Genomic DNA, 17,942 nt, shown 5'->3' with positions numbered 1-17,942 from the left:
TTTAAGGCAGTATTAAGGGAGTCGGTGCACAGCGCATCGGCGCGAGTTTTCACGGCAGTAGCGGAGGATGGTCATTGTGGCTGGTTTTGACTGGTTTTGGAAGGCGATGGGCGGACAGTCGAGTCGCAATCAGAAGCGTAGCCGCGCCATTGTTGACCAGGCCACGTCGCAGCAGACCAAGCTGGCTAAATTAAGCGACGCCGCGCTGGCCAAGAAAGCCCGCGAGCTCGCGGCTTCGGGGGAGATTAGCGACGCCGCGACCTTCCTCGCCATCCTTGCTATTGCTGCCGAGCGCACACTGGGGTTTACTCCGTTTCCGGTGCAATCACAGGCGACGCTGCGTTTGCTTGAGGGCGATGTGGTTCACATGGCCACTGGTGAGGGTAAGACGTTGGTGGGTGCGATGGCGGCAACTGGGTTTGGCCTGATGGGTAAACGCGTGCATGCGATCACGGTGAATGACTATTTGGCGCAGCGCGACGCGGAGTGGATGCGCCCGTTGGTGGAGTTTTTTGGGCTGACGGTGGCGAGTATTACCGAGAAGCTGGATGCGAGCGAGCGTCGTGAAGCATATGCCGCTGACATTGTGTATGGCCCGGTGAATGAGATTGGTTTTGACGTGTTGCGGGACCAGCTGATCACTAACCGCAAGGATGCGGTGCAGTACGGGGCGGATGTGGCGATTGTGGACGAGGCGGATTCGGTGCTGGTGGATGAGGCGCTGGTTCCGCTTGTTCTGGCTGGTAATGAGCCGGGCCGTGCGCCGCGTGGAAAGATCACGGAGGTAGTCCGGGGGCTGCGGAAGAAGCGGGACTTCACCATTGATGACGATCACCGCAATGTGTTTTTGACGGACGAGGGCGCCGCGAAGATTGAGCGCGCGTTGGGTATCGGTAGTTTATATAGCGACGAGCATGTGGGCACAACGCTGGTGCAGGTGAATCTTGCGTTGCATGCCCAGGAGCTGCTGATTCGGGATGTGCATTACATTGTGCGTGACGGCAAGGTGGCGTTGATTGATGCGTCGCGCGGCCGCGTGGCGGATTTGCAGCGCTGGCCGGACGGGTTGCAGTCTGCGGTGGAGGCGAAGGAGGGACTGGCCGTCACGGAGGGCGGTCGGATCCTGGATACGATTACGCTGCAGGCGCTGATGGGCCGTTATCCGATGGTGTGCGGCATGACGGGTACGGCGGTGGAGGCCACCGATCAGCTTCGGCAGTTCTATGACCTGCGGGTATCAGTGATTGACCGAAACCGTGAGCTTCAACGTTTCGACGAAGCGGACCGCGTGTATGCGACCCTCGCGGAAAAGAACGACGCGATTGTCGAGGAGATTTGCCTGCTGCATGAGGCAGGCCAGCCCGTGTTGGTGGGTACGCATGACGTGGCCGAGTCAGAGGCTCTGGCGGCGCGACTGCGCGAGTACGACATTGACGTCAATGTGCTCAACGCCAAAAACGATGCCGAGGAGGCACGCATCATCGCTGAGGCTGGGGATGTGGGGCGTGTAACTGTTTCCACGCAGATGGCGGGCCGCGGTACGGATATCCGTTTGGGCGGTGCTGACGAGCGTGATCGCGATGCGGTGGTGGCCGCCGGTGGTCTGGCCGTGATTGGCACGGGACGGCACCGCACAGCGCGTCTGGACAACCAACTTCGGGGGCGATCGGGCCGTCAGGGTGACCCCGGTCTGTCCGTGTTTTTCGTCTCACTAGAGGACGATATGGTGGTCGCCGGGGGATCGGGGGAGTCGGTGACGGCCCAACCCGATGCTGAGGGCCGCATCAACGCCAAGCGTATCGAGGATTTTGTGGAACACTGCCAGCGCGTCACCGAGGGGCAGTTGCTGGAGATTCACGCCCAAACATGGAAATACAACAAGCTGCTGGCAGACCAACGCGTGATCATTGACGAACGCCGCGCCGACCTTCTGGACACGCCTAAGGCTTGGGAAGAGCTGGCGGCGCGGGTGCCGGAACGTGCTGCGTCGTTAAGCGACCTGCCGCAACCCGTGTTAGAGCAGGCGGCGCGGGACATCATGCTGTATCACTTGGACCGTGGCTGGAGCGATCACCTGGCCTTACTTGACGACGTTCGCGAGTCCATTCACCTGCGTGCCATCGCCCGTGAAACCCCCATCGACGAGTTCCACCGCATCGCCGTAGGGGAGTTCAAGCAGCTCGCCCAACGTGCCGTTGATGAGGCTGTGAGCACCTTTGAAACCGTACGTATCGACGCCGCAGGGGCACATCTGGACGACGAAGGGCTCGCTCGCCCCTCCGCCACATGGACCTACATGGTCAACGACAACCCCCTGTCCGGCAACGGAAATTCCGTCATCGGGGCTATTTCTTCCATGTTCCGGTAGTGCGGCGCGTCTATGTCAGCTACTGTGCGTATAAAGCCCCTCAACCGCAGCCGATTCGTGGCTGTGGATTCGTGCGTGGCCTGACGCGCAGCGGACATCAACCGCTATGATATAAACCATTACGCGAAGAAGTTAATCTGGAGGTCCAAGAAATGAGCGAAAACCCCGGTATTCCTGAGGTACAAGCGGAAACCACCTCGGTTTTCCGTGCCGACCTGCTCAAGGAAATGGAATCCGGCGCGGGAAGTTCCCCCACCGCCACCAGCGCAGATAACCTCCCCGAAGGGTCTGCGCTGCTGATTGTTAAACGTGGCCCCAACGCTGGCTCCCGTTTCCTCCTTGACCGCGAAACCACCACGGCTGGGCGCCACCCTGAAAGCGATATTTTCCTGGATGACGTCACCGTCTCCCGTCGCCACGCAGAATTCCGCCTGAATGACGGTGAGTTCGAGGTGGTTGATGTGGGAAGCCTCAACGGCACCTACGTCAACCGCGAACCCAAAAATTCTGAGGTCCTCTCCACCGGCGATGAGGTCCAGATTGGAAAGTTCCGCCTCGTCTTCCTTGCGGGGCCGAAGGCATAAATAACCCCCATCGTCTACCTGTAATCGAGTAACGTGTCTGCACTACGAAAATCTGCTCCGGTTCATACGGCCAAAGCTCCTGCAGCGAAGGCCGTCAAAACCATGTCGATCGGTGTTGTGCTAGAGCAACTCCGAGTTGAATTCCCAGATGTCACCGTATCCAAGATCCGTTTTCTGGAATCCGAGGGACTGATCTCACCGCAGCGAACTGCGTCCGGCTACCGACGATTCACGGAAAAAGACGTCCAGCGCCTCCGCTACATTTTGGTGACCCAGCGCGACAATTACCTGCCGCTGAAAGTCATCCGCGAGCAACTCGAAGCCATGGATTCAGGTGCTGTCACCTCCATCCTGACTAAAGCACAGGTAGAACCCATGATTAGCCCGGACAATTTCCGGGCACCCACCTCCACTCGCTTGACCGACGTGGACGTTGCCGACCAGGCAGGTGTGGACGAAGCCTTCATTGGCGTTCTTCTCCGTGAGGGCCTGATCAAACCCGATGCGTCGGGACACTTCACCGCCGACGATATTCGCATCGCCACCACCGCATGGGCGCTGCAAGAGTTTGGTTTCGATGCCAGGCACCTGAAGTCGCTGCGTAACGCCGCCACCCGACAGGCGGGACTCATTGGCCAGGTAGCCACCCCCGTTGCACGATCCCGAAGCGATGTGGCGCGTCAACGTGCAGAGGAACTGTCCCAGCAGATGACGGCGTTGGTTGTGTCGTTGCATGCTGACCTTGTGAAAACCTCGCTCCGCGATGAACTGGGTATGTAACACGCGTTATGGCATTCACACAGATTGATTTTCACGGCATCCATGTCCAAGGCCCCGAAGGCTTCACTGCGGCGGTCTTGCGCATGCCGGGAACAAACCGGATTCTGCCCATCTGGATCCATCCCGAAGAAGCAAGTGAGATTGAAGCGCGGATCTCCGGTTTCCAACCAAAACGGCCGGCATCCCATGATCTGCTTGCCGACGCCCTGATGCGCCTGACATCGGGATGTCAATCCGTGCGGATCAACAGTAACTTTGAAGGTGTCTACATTGCTGCGCTGGTCACCAACGATGGTGAAGAAATCGACGCTCGACCTTCCGATGCCTTTATCCTGTCCCGCATCCTCGAACTACCCATTGAAATCGACGACGACGTTTTTATGCAGGCATCCATTTTCTTGAGTGACGCCGACCTTGCACACTACTTTGGCATTTCGTCCGGCGTAGTAGGAAACGGGATCGATGACCACATTTCCGCCTCAGGTGATGCTCAAGCTGACGCTGACTTCGAAGAACTCATGCAAAGCATGGGTGTTTTTGAAACTGATCTGCTCGGAGAAAACGAAGCATCTGGGGGAGAGGGCGACAACGACGACGGGGAATCACCAGGGCATCGCAAACGCTAATCATTGAACTTTTTTGGCGTGTCGCGTGCAAAATTTGGTGAAGTGAATTAATCTTGCCTGAGAAGTACCACATGGTTAATTCAGGGAGATTAAAACAATGACAGACACTCAGCGCCCAGTGCAGGAATCACTGTTTGATATGGGTCCAGATGAGGAAGTGGGCTACCGCGTTCCCATCGCCTGCCAAGTCGCGGGCATCACCTACCGCCAGCTCGACTACTGGGCACGCACCAAGCTCGTGGTCCCCTCTATCCGATCCGCACGCGGATCAGGGTCCCAGCGCCTCTACTCCTTCAAAGACATTCTGGTGTTGAAGATTGTCAAAGGGCTGCTGGACACGGGCATTTCGCTGCAGAACATCCGCCTCGCCGTGGATAAACTCCGTGACCTTGGTGTTGACGATCTTGCCACCATCACCTTGGTGTCCGACGGCACCACCGTGTACGAATGCCGCTCCGGTGAAGAAGTCATTGACCTCCTGGGTGGGGGACAAGGTGTGTTTGGCATCGCAGTGCCCGGCATCATGAAAGAACTAACCGGTACCATCGCAGCGTTCCCCTCCGAGCGCGTTTCCGATACCGCCCAACCTGCTGCGCACCCCGCCGATGCTATCGACGAGTTGGCTGAGCGCCGCGCCCGCCGCCGCATCTCATAGTTTGTCTAGGCAGGCGGTGTAATTACACCTGTGAGGCTTTTACCTGCCTTAATTCACTAAAGCCGCCCTTCTTTCTGTGCTATCTCCCCAGAAAGAGAAGGGCGGCTTTGTGCTGTGGCTCGGAAGGCTGAGAAGAGCTGGCAACAAGAAACCGACCCCGTGTATGGGGCCGGTTTCTGTGGTTATTGTTATGGGCTAACCAACCGCGTGGTGAGCTGGAGCGACATGGTTAACGGTCCGCTGTCGTCGTGGTGGTCGTGGCAGCAGTGGAGCTTTCTCCGTCGGAGGAATCGGTGTGTCCCGACGTTGGGCTTTGCTGCCCAGCAAAGGAATCCTGGAAAGCCCGATCAAGTTCACGCGACAGTTCCTGCGGCGTCTTCGCAACGGCGGCGCTGCCAAAGTGCTCTTTCGACCAGCTGGCCAAAGACTCATCAACAGGGTCATCACCAACGTGAATCACGTGAACGTGCACATCAGCATCGTGGAATTTCTCTAGATCATTCCACAGATCGTGAACGGATATACGGTCCGCAGTACCGGAGGTGACCAGAATGATGTGGGTGGGCTTGCCAGTAACACGGGCGTTTTCTGCTGCCGTGGCCAACGCAGCGAGAACGGACGACCGAGTCCATGGCTCACCGCCGAGGCCGAACTGCTGCATAGTGCTAACAACATTCTCTCCCTTGGACTGGTCAGAGAACGGCACATTGCTGCGCCAACCCTTTGACACGCCTGAACTGCGTGGCGAGGAGTAGTTCCACAATGCGGTGTGGCCGCCGTTTTCAGCAACCTGCCGGATGTGCGGATCAAGGAGCTGCACAGTCTGACTGAATACAGACTGGTCACCCATGGTTTCAGACATTGCCTCTGAGGTGTCCAGCAGCAGCAAGGTGTCCTTAGCGCGATTGTCCTCTGGGGAGAGCGTCGGCTGGGCGGCAACATGCTCGCTGACAACCTGGGCCGTGGAGTACAGCAGTGACTCCGTATGGTTCGGTTCAGTTTGCTCCACATTGTCAGCCACGTAGCGTGCGAAGTGCGCGGCCGCACGGGATTCATCTTCAGATACTGTACCGCTAGAGGTCAGCGGAACTGCAAGAGTGTTGACGTGAATGTCCTCGGGTGCCTCGTAGGTATATCCCTCGGGTGTTTCGGGTTCGGTCGTGGCAATGCGCTGCTTCTTTTCATTCACGGCGTCGCTAAGTGAGATGCCTGAGTTTTCCCGCAGCATGTTTGCGGCGCGGTCGGGGTCGCCTCCAGCGAGGGCGGTGGCGGCAACGGCGGAGAAGAACGTGGCATCTTTACCGGGAACAATGACGCCGTGGCTTGCCAAGTGAGCCCATGAATTCTCATCATGGCCGTGTTCATGCTCATGAGAGTGCTCGTGCTCATGTTCATCATGGGAGTGCTCGTGAGAATCGCCTCCCTCTTTAAGCTTTGCGATGCCCAGAGAGGTGCGTAGAGCCACCGGGTAGTTGTTAGTACTTGCCGAGCGGCCAGCGATCTGCAGGCGTGCGTTCACGGTCTCTTTTGTTCCCGGAATCAATGCCAACGCCGCGTTGGCTACTTCGCCAACAATTTCGGTCTTTACGCAGCGGTCCTTGACCACCGGATTGCTTTTCTTATAACTATCCAGCAGGGACTGGACTTGCGGGTTGTCCTGGGCAGCAACAACCAAAGTGAGGTCACCAGCTGGGCAGCTTCCTGCCTGGTTATGCTCCGAATTTGCGTTCATCCGGTTCAAAATCCACCACGCCCCGACCATCAGCACAAGCACAGCCGCGACAATAGAAATCACCATTTCTTTGGTCACCCTCAAATTGCGATGACCGTTAGAGTGCCGTCCCACAGAAACCACCTTTTATGTTGCTCATACCTGTCCCGCTCACGCGGGCAGCCCGGTTGACGTGTTTTTAATGATCTCAATGAGCTGCTGCCTCAATGGCGCGGCGCGTCGAGAAAACAAACGTTGTCTTGTCACATATTCCAACTTTCCCGAACTTTTTTCAATTTCGACTACCCCAAACCCCAGTGGACGCACATCATAAGGCGATGCTTCCATGTCTAAAATTCGTACATCCCTGGCTAGCTCAAAACAATCAAGCCACAGCGGCCCGGGGACCAAAGGCCCAAGCTTGGTGGCCCATTTATATAGGTCCATTGTGACATGCAAACAACCCACTTGGTCGGAGGCAACCTGATCTGAGCGCTCCAAAACCCGGAAGTTGAGGGGGCGAGCGGGGGTAGTGAAAAATCGAAACGCATCGTAGTGAGTACACCGAATGCTGTGGGACTCTACTACCTGGTTGGTTTCCTCTCGCGTAAGACGCAGATCCAGATCATGGCGCGGGGAATCAGTTTTGTACACCATCGCCCATTCGTGAAGACCAAAACAATCGAAATGCGCGGGATTAGTTATGGTCGAAGATAGCAGCGTCTCTATGTACAATAATGCTTCCTTTCGACGTCCCCAAAAACCTCGGACATCCACGCCTACACCGTCGGAGAAAGTGGTGTAATCCCGCCACCCGGCATGCGGAGGATTTCCCTCCAGTAACACTCCGGCACCAGGGTGCCACCTGGCCAATTGCGCCGGTTTAGTGGGGTAGTACTCGAACAAAAAATCAAAGATGGGATGTTTTTTACCGGCCCGACGGCGTTCAAGATGCTCTGCAGTCAACGATTCGGCTCGTTGCCTGTGGAGCTCGGCTTGCTCCTGCCATTGCTCTGGTGAGAGCACGGTCGTCATGGTTCTTCCTCGTGCGTCCAATCCCGTACGGTTCCGACGTATTCTTCGATCAAATCTTCAAGTGTGATGATGCCCAGAAGCTGTCCACGCTCCCGAACCTCCGCCATGTGAGCAGATCTACGACGCATCAGTCGCATCGCAGCATCTAGGGTAGTTGAACCGTCCACAGAAATAAGCCTGCGGAGGCTGGAGCGGGGGAGGAAAACGGGGGTAATTGTGGACGCATCACTCGATGCGTCAGAGTGATTGACCAAATCATCCAACACGTCTTTGACGTGAATATAACCCGCATACTCGCCACCGACCCCAATGACAGGAAAGCGAGAAAACCCAGTTGAGCTGACGGCTTGCTCTAGTTCATCTACGGCGATACCATCCCGGGTTAGCGTCAGCGTATGTACCTGAGCTCGGGGAATGAGCACTTCTTTCATCAGTCGTGACTCTGTTCCCAGCGCTTTGTTGAGACGCGCGTGTTCCTCGGCGTCGAGAAGCCCCTCTGAGCGGGATTCCCGGATCATGGTGGCCAGTTGCTGGCGGTCGACGGTGGAATCCAGTTCTTCCTTTTGCTCGATACCAAACATGCGTAATGTGACACGTGCCATCCAGTTCATCAGCACAATCAATGGGCGGGTAATACGCACAAACCACATATGCATAGGCACAAGTAACATAGCCACCGACTCGGGGCCAGCCAACGCAATGTTTTTGGGAACCATCTCGCCAAGAATGATGTGCAGCACCGTGACTAGCGCCAACGCGATGGCAAAAGACACAGGGTGCAGCAAATTATCCGGCATACCAGCCGCGTGGAAAGGTGTCTCGATCATAAGTGCGATGGCTGGCTCGCCAACCTTACCCAGCAGCAACGAGGCGATAGTAATACCAAGCTGGGCGCCCGCCAACATCATGGACAAATGTTCAGTGGCATAGAGGACTGTGCGTGCGCGCGTTTTACCTTGCGCAATCAAGGCATCAAGGCGGTCACGGCGAGAGGAAATTAATGCGAACTCAGCGCTGACGAAAAATGCGTTGATGGCCAACAACACCGCGGCAAAAAGAATCGCAGGCAGAGCATTCATCGCTTGTACTCCTCGGCTTCTTCATCGCTGATGGGGGTCAAAATTACCTTGTCCACGCGGCGATCATCCATGGCCACCACCCGTGCTATCCACCGACCGCGGATACCCGACTCAAACTCGTCCAGGAAATCCCGATCTGTTTGTGGCAACAACACCACGTCGCCCTCCATGGGGATCCGGCCCAGCGTGTCCATCACCAAACCACCAATGGTTTCGTACGGGCCTTCGGGGGAGAAATAGCCAGTATTCTCAGGAAGATCATCTACTCGAACAAGCCCAGAGACCTGCCAACTATCGCCCAGTTGAGCGAAATCTTTGTCACCCGTGTCGTCATGCTCGTCGTACACCTCGCCCAGAATCTCCTCAACCACATCTTCGATAGTGACGATGCCGGCAGTACCGCCATACTCATCGGCGACCAATACCACCTGTGATCCTGCGGAACGAACAGCGTTGAGCACGGCGTCGCCATCCAAGCTGATCGGGACAGTAGGCACTGGGCGGGCAAGCAAGCGCAGTTTTGTGGCGTTGTGCTGTTCACGCGGAATAGAAAACGCGTCCTTGACGTGTACCACGCCGATCGTGGCGTCTAAGTCCCCATCAGTGACAGGGAAACGGGAATGCCCGGTCTCTAGGGCCAAGGCCAACAGGTCAGTCACCGTGTCATCGGCGTCGAGTGCTGCGATAGTAGAACGCGGCGTCATGAGTTCTTCGGCGTTTGTTTCCCCAAACTTCAACGAGCGGTCCAGCATTTTGGCTTGGCTTTCCTCCAAGCCACCATGCTTCGCGGAATTACGCACCAACGCACCCAATTCCTGCGGGGAACGTGCGGAAGCTAATTCATCGGCAGGTTCAATACCCATGCGGCGCACCAGGGTGTTAGCCGTTTTATTTAGGCTGTGGATAACACCAGCAAAAACACGGTTGAACAATCGAACTGGCCCTACCGTTACACGCGCAGTAGTAAGCGGATTGGTGATGGCCATGTTTTTGGGCACTAGTTCGCCATACACCATCGACAGCAATGTCGCCACAATCATCGCCAACACCAGCGACACCGCCGGGGCAGCGTTATCAGACAAGCCCACAAGTTCCAATGCCGGGGTGAAGTACCGCGCCAAAATGGGCTCAGCTAAATAACCCGTTGCAAGTGTAGTGATGGTGATGCCCAGCTGGGCACCGGAAAGCTCAAAAGAAAGCTTATTATGCGCCTTCTGAATCGCCCGCGCTGTGGCATCGCCCTTGTTTTCCACGTGATTATCAATAGTGGAGCGCTCCAGGCCCGTTAACGCAAATTCGATGGCCACGAAAAAGCCCGTGCCCACCGTCAATGCAACAAACCCGAAAAGAGAAAGAATACTTAGTGCAATATCCATGTTAATCGCAGCTCAGCAGACGTGACGCCCCCTGCTCCCGTGTCTGTTGGTGTTGCAGTGTGCGTGGTGCATGTCGCGGCGTCGATAAGCTACATCGGACCCCGGCCATGCACGTGCTGAGCACACGCAAGCTGGGGCCCGACAAAGATGAAGGGTCGTTGTTCACGTTTAGGCTTCAACCTCAGAACGATCGCCGCTCCATTGGGTGTGGAACGTTCCGGGCTTGTCAACGCGCTGATACGTGTGCGCGCCAAAGTAGTCGCGTTGACCCTGGATCAATGCCGCGGGCAGACGGTCTGCGCGCAATGAATCATAGTAGGAAAGTGAGGACGCGAATACCGGAATCGGCAAGCCTGTTTGAGTTGCGGCAATGACGACGCGGCGCCAAGAGTTAATCAAATCGCCCATTTCGTTCTTGAAGTAGGGGTCAAGAAGAAGCGATTCAACATCTGGATTGGTGTTGTAGGCATCAACAATGCGGTTGAGGAACTTGGCGCGAATGATGCAGCCATCTCGCCAAATGGTGGCCAAGTCACGGGGGTCAATATCCCAGCCGTACTCCTCGGAACCAGCTTTGATCTCGTCAAAGCCCTGGGCGTAGGCCACGAGCTTCGAAGCGTACAACGCGCGGCGAACGTCTTCAATGAACTCTGGGCGTTCATCATCCGATACGCCGTCTGCAATATCACCTGTGGGAAGTTGCCCCTCAGTAGCAGCGCGCTGATCGGCTGCGCCCGACAATGCCCGAGCAAACACGGCTTCGCCAATACCTGTGGTGGGAATGCCCAAATCTAGTGCGGCCTTTACAGTCCACCGACCCGTGCCCTTCTGGCCCGCCTGATCTACGATCACGTCAATCAATGGTTTACCGGTTTCGGCATCAACCTGAGACAACACTTCCGCAGTAATTTCCACCAGGTAAGAATCAAGATCGCCGGTGTTCCACTCGCGGAACACCTCGGCGATTTCTGCGGGAGTCATGTGTGCGGCATAGCGCAACAAATGATATGCCTCACCAATCACCTGCATATCGGCGTACTCGATGCCATTGTGCACCATCTTGACAAAGTGACCGGCACCATTCGGGCCAATGTGTGTGCAGCAGGGAACGTCATCAACATGGGCGGCGATAGACTCCAGCAATGGGCCAAGTGACTCGTAGGACTCAGCTGGACCGCCAGGCATAATGGACGGGCCGTTCAGGGCGCCCTCCTCACCGCCGGAAATGCCAGCGCCAACAAAGTGCAGGCCACGAGCACTCATGTCCGCTTCGCGGCGAATGGTGTCAGTAAAGAGGGAATTGCCGCCATCAATGATGATGTCACCCTTATCCATGGCATCTGCAAGCTGAGCGATTACAGCATCAGTGGCTTCGCCAGCTTGTACCATGATCAGCGCACGTCGGGGGCGTTCCAAGGACGCAACAAACTCTTTGATTGTTGTGGACGGGATGAAGTCACCGTCCTTACCGTACTCAGCCATGAAAGCATCGGTTTTTTCCGTGCTGCGATTGTATACCGCCACCGTGTAGTCATGGCGGGCAAAGTTTCGGGCAATGTTAGAGCCCATCACAGCCAGGCCAACAACGCCAATCTGTGCAAGTGCTTTCTGATCAGTCATGGTTCACCATCCTACCCGGACGGTATGGGAATGTCCGCGAAAGGTACCACTGATGATCACACCTTGCACGTGGGCTATTGCCTGTGTAGGGGACCGTCTAGCAGGACAAAAATCATGGCCAGAGACTGCACTAACAACGTCGTTGAACAGCAAAAACAATATAAACAAAGATAATCGGGCAGATGTAGACAGTTCCGTGTTGACCCACGGGATACAATGGCGGTATGAAATTTGATCACCTCATTCAGAAAGCCGCCGATGCACCCCTAACCACCGACGAACTGGAGGAATTCAACGCCCTTAACACGGGTTTCGACGCCGCGCTCAACATCCGTTACACCCACATCAGCGCGTCTGGGACACGTGCACAGATTCACGTCACCGATACCCACCTGCAGCCCATGGAGCTTGTTCATGGTGGAGTATTTACCGCCATCGCGGAGTCGGTTGGCTCAGTTGCGGGCTGCTGCGCCGCAGGTGGACCTGTTGTTGGTGTAAATAACAACACTGACTTCATTCGCTCCGTGGGCGCCGGCGTGATCGAAGCGGAAGCAACCCCTATTCACCTCGGGCGATCCACGCAGGTGTGGGAAGTGCATTTGAATCATCGCGGCAATATTGTGGCACGAACCACCCTCCGGACGCTGGTACTTGACCGGGAGCTGGGCGATTCTGTGTAAAAGGGGACCGTGGTGATAAGGCGAACGGCATGTGGCGTCATGAGCTTGAAGCTTGAGGTGTGAGTTGAATGGGGTCTGCTACTTTCTCACCTAATTATTTGTTTTTCCCTGAGGCTATAATACCTAACAAATACCTAGCACAATGAAAGCTAAACGGAAGCTAAAGTATTTGATTATCAAATAAAACGAGACCTACATTGGAAATAGGTACCGGAAAATGGGTTCCGATAATGAGTTCCCTGCTCCATCAACCTAAACATTGCTTTTGAACACTTCTTCCAGACACCTTCTGAGGCATCTTCCGAGGTTTCCAATGTCACAATCACGCGTCTCCGAACCGGGATTCCCTCTCTCGCTTGCATCCATCTTTTCCTTCGCCGTCGTCGTCGCGGTTCTGCTTGTTGGGCTTGCCCTCATGGATCGATGGACCTTCTTTATGGTCGTCGCAGTGATCGGCATTCCAGGATTAGGAATGTTGTGGACCACCCGTAAGCGAGCAATTGAAGAGAGGCAGTTCGGGTAGCTCCCGAATAACCGCAGCGGCATAGCTGCGGCGTAACTTTTGGCTAATCGCGGTGGCCAAAAAGCCCACGCCCGATGCGCACACAGGTAGAGCCTTCCTGAATGGCAAGCTCAAAATCTCCAGACATGCCCATGGATAGCTCCCTGAGCGACACCCCCTCCGGCACGTTTGGGGAGAGAACATCCCGCAACAGCCGCAACCGTTCAAATGCACCACGCACCACAGCTTGATCAGTACTGTTTCGCGCCATTGTCATCAAACCTACCACACGCAACCTGGGAAACTCCGGCATACGCTCAAGTAGCTTGTCGACGCCCGCCGGATCAATGCCTGCTTTCTGTGGCTCGCCCGATGTATTGACCTGGATAAACACTCTTAGTACGCGGTCTTCACTATCGAGCCTGCTGTGAAGAATCTCGGCTAATTTTAACGAGTCAAGAGCCTGAAACTCATCTGCGAAGCGCGCGATGTACTTGGCCTTGTTCGACTGTAAATGGCCAATGATAGACCACGAGATGCCAGTGTCGGCCAACTTTTCCGACTTGGCTAGCGCTTCTTGTGCCTTGTTTTCCCCAAGCACGGTGCACCCAGCCTCAATCGCATGCCTCAGCCTGTCAGCTGGAACCGTCTTTGACACAGGAAGCAGTCGAACCGACTGTCCAGGCGATGATGCTGCCTGAATGCGTTCCTGAATTTCAGAAAGGGCGACACGAAAATCTTCGGTGGTGGTGGGGTAGGGGAACACAGCGCTCATGAAGCAAAACGTACACCATGTGGCTTAGCATCAGCACAAGCTAGCGCAGTGTGCGAACACGAACGTCGCGTGGGCCTGGAATAAGACCATCCTCAAGAGCGCGCAGCACAAGATCAACTTTTGAAAAAGTTGGCCTGCCAGCCTGAGCATATTTTGTGCGGATACGCGACAAATAATCGTTGACAGTCTCTACAGACAGGCCAGTAAGGCTAGCAACACGTTTCGCAGGTTCCCCCAGCGCGTAAAGCTCAAGAACTTCTCGCTGCCGCGGCGATAGTGGAACGCAGTTAGTAGCCAGCCATGAAGTAACAGGGTTATGGGGGTTTGAACACGCTGCGTTGATTTCCTGAATTATGTTTTCCGACGATGTGGACTTTTCAACAATTCCATCAACGCCAGCGGTCAAAGCCTGTCGCGTAAGATAAGGACTCTCATATGCGCTAAAGATCAACACTGCGAGATCTAATTCATGTAAGTAATTAATGTTGTCATGTGGACAACTATTATCGCTGAGACGAAGGGCTAAAAGCACAACATCTATGGGTGGTTTAGTGTGGTCGTGAACATGTTCCGCAACCTCCTGCACAGTGTGGTAGGCGCCTACCATTGTGCAGGTATTAGAACTGTTTATGAGTGCGCTAATTCCGATGAGAACAATCTCATGATCATCTACAATAACCACGTTATTCTTCATGAAGTGAACACTATTTTATTAATAATGAACTTGGGCTAAATTGCTTCAAAAAGAGCGGTAGGTCACCTCATATGGGGGTGATTGTATATGTATAACTGCTATTATTGATCATGCTATGCATGTTCTTTTTCTTGGCGATAGCCTTACAAGGGGTAGCATCGGGTACTCTTTTGCTGATTTTCTTCCGTCTGATATCCAGGTGATCAATAAAGGAGTCAATGGCGATACCACACGAGGTGCGCGCGATCGCTTAATGCGATACATCACCACTATTGATTGCGATAGCGTGGTGGTGTGTATCGGCGCTAATGACGTATTACTGCCTGCAATGGGCGAGGCGTCATTACTGTGGCGTCCTCAGATGCGCGTACGGTGTTATCTGCAACGATGCGCAACCACTGACGAGGACTTTGCCCATGAGTACGGCACAATCTGTGAGCTTTTAATGCAGTCTGGAAAAGACACTGTGCTGATGGGGTTGCCACATATGGAGATGAAAGAGATCGCTCCCAGTCTGATTGAGCGCCGAAACGAAATTATTGCCCAGCTTGCTGAAAAATACAGTTTTCCCTACATTGACTCCGGGCGAGTTCAACGAGAGGAAATATCGCAGCGTCCCGGAGCTTATGGATGGGCGTATAGCCAACCCTGCCGTCTTGCTGATGGCGTGATCATGACACTGTTTCCTCGCACCAAACGCTGGTACGCACAGCATCGAAGAAGACGTTACGGTTTGAAGTTTACGGTCGACGGCGTCCATCTGAACCAATACTCTGCTCGTGCACTTGCTCAGCATATTAGTGACGTGCTATCGCAATAGTTTCGAAGCCACATGCGCTACAAAAAGCTAGTTTACGATCCGATGATATAGACGGAGCCATAAACGGGAATGGCTGGCGACATAACTCGTGGAGATGTGCCCGGATATGATGAACTCAAGATAGTGCCGCCTCAGCACAGGAGGCGGCGACTTTCGGGATGTCACTTTTTAGCAGGCATCTAACAGCGCGCCTGCTTGTGCTTGATCAGCTGGTTCGTCAACGGTGTCGGCGTTATGCGCGCGTGCCCACAGCCTCATTAATTCTCCCACCGATAGGCGGTTTTCCATGGCCTCCATCTCAGCCCGGACGGCCTTTAATGCGTCTGACTGTCCTGTTGAATAACCACCAAGGTGAGTGCCAATGGAGGTATCCACCCAAATAAGCTCCCATTGTTCAAGATCCACAATCAGCGGAATTGCCGAGGTGGAGCGGACAGCAACATGCGCGGCGGTTTCCACAGTACGGGGCTCAAATACCCGGCCAGCCATGCCGTGAGACCTGGTCATGACCCCGGCAACATTATCGATGCCTTCGAAAGGGCCTCCACAGTAGGAAATCAGTGACATGATGGCATACCGTGCCGATGGGAATTTTTTCATAAAGTCCGGCTTTTTACCTACCCATGGAAGCGCACTATTGTTTTTTTGATGCAGTTTGATATCAATAAACTCGCAGGCACCATCCGGTTGTGGAGCGTGAGTAAGATCCCCGGAGTGTGTGACAAAACCGCGCATAGTGTTACGGAAAAGATTAGTGTAGTCCACATAACCGATCACATGCTTGAAATGGGCGTCGGTGAACATCACGCCAAGATCAACATCGTAGCCGAACCAGTGCACAAACATGCGGATGACATCGGTGGTGTCTCTATCCGGCAGCGGAAGACGCTCACCGCGGCTGATATGCCTCAGCCCTGAGGACACATCACGCCTTACCAGCTCGACTGGAACATCATTGACCACAGGAACAGGTGCTGTGGGTGCAGGGGCGTTGGCCAGGCGTACGACCATGCCATCCAGCAATGCTGTGGTGACATTGTCCAGCAGTTTTTTGTCTACTTTTGCTGGAACACGTTCACGTAGCTTATTGCGGCGGCTGCCAACACGGGTGACCACTACATGTGATTCACGGTTTTGCAGGCCGTTATATGCGGAAATCAGGGTGGTTAGCGGGACTTGCGAGGTCACCTCCTGTGCTGCATTTTCAATTGCTCGTACTTTCTTTTCCCAGCCTTTTGTGCGGGGCGAGGTGGCCAGGCGCATTAAGTGATCCAGACGGCGAACAAAGTTTCCTGGTGTGTGTGTAAGCAGATTGACGGCTTCAACCACATCGCCGTTGTCCAGTGCTACCTCGATGCGAGAATTCAATGTGCGGTAGTCGCCATTGCCGTGGATGACATCGAGTTGTTGTTGCGCGGCCTGATGGCCGGTGACGTCGAAGGGGTGGATGCGTCGCATTACCCGTCGCCAGATGTGGCGGCGGCGTGCCAGCAGGTCGAGATTAAACTCGTCGTTGAATCGTGCTATTGCGGCGATGATGGCGACGCGGTGCCGCCGGGGAATAGGTGTGACGTTGACTGGGTATTCTGCGCTGCAGAGTAGGTCGCGGGCGCGCTCAGAGTCGTCGACAAACACGGTCAAGATGGTGCGTAGTACATCGTCGATGGTGCGTGCAGAGTTTAGTCCTGTGTTGAGGGTGATGTCGTGGTTGCCACCCGTGGTGTACCACACGTCCCAGAGCGCGGTAGCAAAGTTTTCACCATTACGGAAGTCTGCTGTACGAAAAAGCGCAGCAGTGTCTGTGTCCAGGTATTCCGCCAGATCATGCACAAAATCGCGATCTGCCTCTGAAAAAGCAACAGCTTTTTCCCATTCGGTGACCAGCATGAGCGCGTCAGGCGTGACTGGTGTAAGAACTCGCGGCGAGGCGGTCCACTCGCCTAAGGCTAATGGAGTACGTTTCAGTTCCGAATATTGCTCTGGCCGCCACTGACCCCGAGTAAGGTAATGGATTATGGCGTTGGACAAAAGTTCAACATCAGACATATTCATGACCTGCTCCGGGAAACCCGGATACATGGGGGTCCATGTACGGTCTGCACCGATCAGCTGCGATGCAACGGCTATGAGTTGTTTCAATTCCTCCACAGAAAGCCGTTGAAGCTGCTCAGGGTCGGCGATAAATCCGATGTTGAGTAGCTCGATTGCCGCAGTTGTAGCAACGGCTTGATTGGATGGGGAAGTGGCCGTAGGCCGAACAACAAACAGCCCACGGCGCAAAAACGAAGCGGTGGTCATAGCAACCTTTACAGGTAATAAGGGTGTGAAGATGAATTATCCCCCAACCATCTTGATAAGGATCATGGCAGGTTGGGGGATAAGTGAGGAAAGGATGCCCGTGAATCTATGCTGAGGTTAGAGAAGTAACGAGCACATGTGCCTCACGCAAAAATCAGTGAAGCACATGTGAAGCCCAGAAGCAAGTGGTGCACACGTTGCAGTTTGTCTGCTACCCAAAAGTGGGGGGGTGGAAAGGCTCAGCGCCGACGAGGGTTTTGAGGGGGTATGACTGGAACTCTTTGGTGTTGGTTTTTTATTGGAGAAAAATGCCCGAGGCTTCAAAGCCGCGTGTGAAGA

General features: G+C 54.8%; 16 protein-coding genes. 8 read left to right on the top strand and 8 right to left on the bottom strand.

All coding sequences use genetic code 11. The features are described from left to right. Positions 1-76 precede the first annotated feature (76 nt). From secA2 to CDUR_RS06895, 5 genes are all read left to right on the top strand, one after another. The gene (secA2, locus tag CDUR_RS06915) at positions 77-2,368 is read left to right on the top strand and encodes an accessory Sec system translocase SecA2 (protein WP_179417646.1); all 2,292 of its coding nucleotides are present in this window, start codon (positions 77-79) and stop codon (positions 2,366-2,368) included. A 152-nt stretch (positions 2,369-2,520) separates the two neighbouring features. After that, a complete protein-coding gene (gene odhI / locus CDUR_RS06910) occupies positions 2,521-2,952 on the top strand; it encodes an oxoglutarate dehydrogenase inhibitor Odhl (RefSeq protein ID WP_006063463.1) in 432 nt (143 codons plus the stop codon). Between the two features lie 33 nt (positions 2,953-2,985). Continuing rightward, complete coding sequence (gene ftsR, locus CDUR_RS06905; protein WP_040359933.1) at positions 2,986-3,732, top strand: transcriptional regulator FtsR; 747 nt, start codon at positions 2,986-2,988, stop codon at positions 3,730-3,732. A gap of 8 nt (positions 3,733-3,740) precedes the next feature. Further along, entirely contained in the window at positions 3,741-4,358 is a 618-nt protein-coding gene (locus CDUR_RS06900) for a bifunctional nuclease family protein (RefSeq protein WP_179417645.1), read from the top strand. Between the two features lie 97 nt (positions 4,359-4,455). Beyond that, the gene (locus CDUR_RS06895; RefSeq protein ID WP_006063460.1) at positions 4,456-5,013 is read left to right on the top strand and encodes a MerR family transcriptional regulator; all 558 of its coding nucleotides are present in this window, start codon (positions 4,456-4,458) and stop codon (positions 5,011-5,013) included. A 229-nt stretch (positions 5,014-5,242) separates the two neighbouring features. On the opposite strand, the gene CDUR_RS06890 is transcribed toward CDUR_RS06895, so the two are convergent. The 5 genes from CDUR_RS06890 to gnd form a co-directional block, all read right to left on the bottom strand. Next, positions 5,243-6,811, bottom strand: coding sequence for a VWA domain-containing protein (locus CDUR_RS06890; protein ID WP_179417644.1), 1,569 nt, complete (start codon positions 6,809-6,811; stop codon positions 5,243-5,245). A gap of 84 nt (positions 6,812-6,895) precedes the next feature. Continuing rightward, positions 6,896-7,759, bottom strand: coding sequence for a 3-methyladenine DNA glycosylase (locus CDUR_RS06885; protein WP_179417643.1), 864 nt, complete (start codon positions 7,757-7,759; stop codon positions 6,896-6,898). After that, positions 7,756-8,838: a hemolysin family protein gene (locus tag CDUR_RS06880; RefSeq protein WP_179417642.1), complete on the bottom strand. Its 1,083-nt coding sequence runs from the start codon at positions 8,836-8,838 to the stop codon at positions 7,756-7,758. Before CDUR_RS06880 ends, CDUR_RS06885 begins: the two co-directional genes overlap by 4 nt. Further along, the gene (locus CDUR_RS06875; RefSeq protein WP_179417641.1) at positions 8,835-10,214 is read right to left on the bottom strand and encodes a hemolysin family protein; all 1,380 of its coding nucleotides are present in this window, start codon (positions 10,212-10,214) and stop codon (positions 8,835-8,837) included. The genes CDUR_RS06880 and CDUR_RS06875 overlap by 4 nt, the downstream gene beginning before the upstream one ends. A gap of 168 nt (positions 10,215-10,382) precedes the next feature. Further along, entirely contained in the window at positions 10,383-11,834 is a 1,452-nt protein-coding gene (gene gnd / locus CDUR_RS06870) for an NADP-dependent phosphogluconate dehydrogenase (protein ID WP_179417640.1), read from the bottom strand. 224 nt (positions 11,835-12,058) lie between these two features. On the opposite strand from gnd, the gene CDUR_RS06865 reads away from it, so the two are divergent. Together CDUR_RS06865 and CDUR_RS06860 are read left to right on the top strand one after the other, a co-directional pair. After that, positions 12,059-12,514 carry a PaaI family thioesterase gene (locus tag CDUR_RS06865; protein WP_179417639.1) on the top strand — a complete coding sequence of 152 codons (456 nt, stop codon included), beginning with the start codon at positions 12,059-12,061 and terminating at the stop codon, positions 12,512-12,514. Between the two features lie 313 nt (positions 12,515-12,827). Beyond that, positions 12,828-13,037 (top strand): hypothetical protein, encoded by a 210-nt coding sequence (locus tag CDUR_RS06860; RefSeq protein WP_006063451.1) that lies wholly within the window; start codon positions 12,828-12,830, stop codon positions 13,035-13,037. A 43-nt stretch (positions 13,038-13,080) separates the two neighbouring features. Here CDUR_RS06860 and CDUR_RS06855 read toward each other — a convergent pair whose 3' ends face one another. Beyond that, complete coding sequence (locus CDUR_RS06855; protein WP_179417638.1) at positions 13,081-13,791, bottom strand: YggS family pyridoxal phosphate-dependent enzyme; 711 nt, start codon at positions 13,789-13,791, stop codon at positions 13,081-13,083. A gap of 40 nt (positions 13,792-13,831) precedes the next feature. Beyond that, positions 13,832-14,485: a response regulator transcription factor gene (locus CDUR_RS06850; RefSeq protein ID WP_179417637.1), complete on the bottom strand. Its 654-nt coding sequence runs from the start codon at positions 14,483-14,485 to the stop codon at positions 13,832-13,834. Between the two features lie 115 nt (positions 14,486-14,600). On the opposite strand from CDUR_RS06850, the gene CDUR_RS06845 reads away from it, so the two are divergent. Then, a complete protein-coding gene (locus tag CDUR_RS06845) occupies positions 14,601-15,305 on the top strand; it encodes an SGNH/GDSL hydrolase family protein (protein ID WP_179417636.1) in 705 nt (234 codons plus the stop codon). Between the two features lie 168 nt (positions 15,306-15,473). Here CDUR_RS06845 and CDUR_RS06840 read toward each other — a convergent pair whose 3' ends face one another. Further along, positions 15,474-17,603, bottom strand: coding sequence for a TerD family protein (locus tag CDUR_RS06840; protein WP_179417635.1), 2,130 nt, complete (start codon positions 17,601-17,603; stop codon positions 15,474-15,476). Between the last annotated feature and the right edge of the window lie 339 nt (positions 17,604-17,942).

The sequence above is a fragment of the Corynebacterium durum genome, from assembly GCF_030408675.1.
Taxonomy (GTDB): domain Bacteria; phylum Actinomycetota; class Actinomycetes; order Mycobacteriales; family Mycobacteriaceae; genus Corynebacterium; species Corynebacterium durum.
The sequence above is the reverse complement of the archived record's forward strand: the minus strand, read 5'-3'. Positions and strand labels throughout refer to the sequence as shown.

Coding starts and splice junctions, on each gene's coding strand:
- CDUR_RS06855 (WP_179417638.1), bottom strand. CDS start 13,791: ATGAGCGCTGTGTTCCCCTACCCCACCACCACCGAAGATTTTCGTGTC.
- CDUR_RS06880 (WP_179417642.1), bottom strand. CDS start 8,838: ATGAATGCTCTGCCTGCGATTCTTTTTGCCGCGGTGTTGTTGGCCATC.
- CDUR_RS06900 (WP_179417645.1), top strand. CDS start 3,741: ATGGCATTCACACAGATTGATTTTCACGGCATCCATGTCCAAGGCCCC.
- CDUR_RS06865 (WP_179417639.1), top strand. CDS start 12,059: ATGAAATTTGATCACCTCATTCAGAAAGCCGCCGATGCACCCCTAACC.
- gnd (WP_179417640.1), bottom strand. CDS start 11,834: ATGACTGATCAGAAAGCACTTGCACAGATTGGCGTTGTTGGCCTGGCT.
- CDUR_RS06845 (WP_179417636.1), top strand. CDS start 14,601: ATGCATGTTCTTTTTCTTGGCGATAGCCTTACAAGGGGTAGCATCGGG.
- CDUR_RS06885 (WP_179417643.1), bottom strand. CDS start 7,759: ATGACGACCGTGCTCTCACCAGAGCAATGGCAGGAGCAAGCCGAGCTC.
- CDUR_RS06890 (WP_179417644.1), bottom strand. CDS start 6,811: ATGGTGATTTCTATTGTCGCGGCTGTGCTTGTGCTGATGGTCGGGGCG.
- CDUR_RS06860 (WP_006063451.1), top strand. CDS start 12,828: ATGTCACAATCACGCGTCTCCGAACCGGGATTCCCTCTCTCGCTTGCA.
- CDUR_RS06895 (WP_006063460.1), top strand. CDS start 4,456: ATGACAGACACTCAGCGCCCAGTGCAGGAATCACTGTTTGATATGGGT.
- CDUR_RS06840 (WP_179417635.1), bottom strand. CDS start 17,603: ATGACCACCGCTTCGTTTTTGCGCCGTGGGCTGTTTGTTGTTCGGCCT.
- CDUR_RS06850 (WP_179417637.1), bottom strand. CDS start 14,485: ATGAAGAATAACGTGGTTATTGTAGATGATCATGAGATTGTTCTCATC.
- odhI (WP_006063463.1), top strand. CDS start 2,521: ATGAGCGAAAACCCCGGTATTCCTGAGGTACAAGCGGAAACCACCTCG.
- CDUR_RS06875 (WP_179417641.1), bottom strand. CDS start 10,214: ATGGATATTGCACTAAGTATTCTTTCTCTTTTCGGGTTTGTTGCATTG.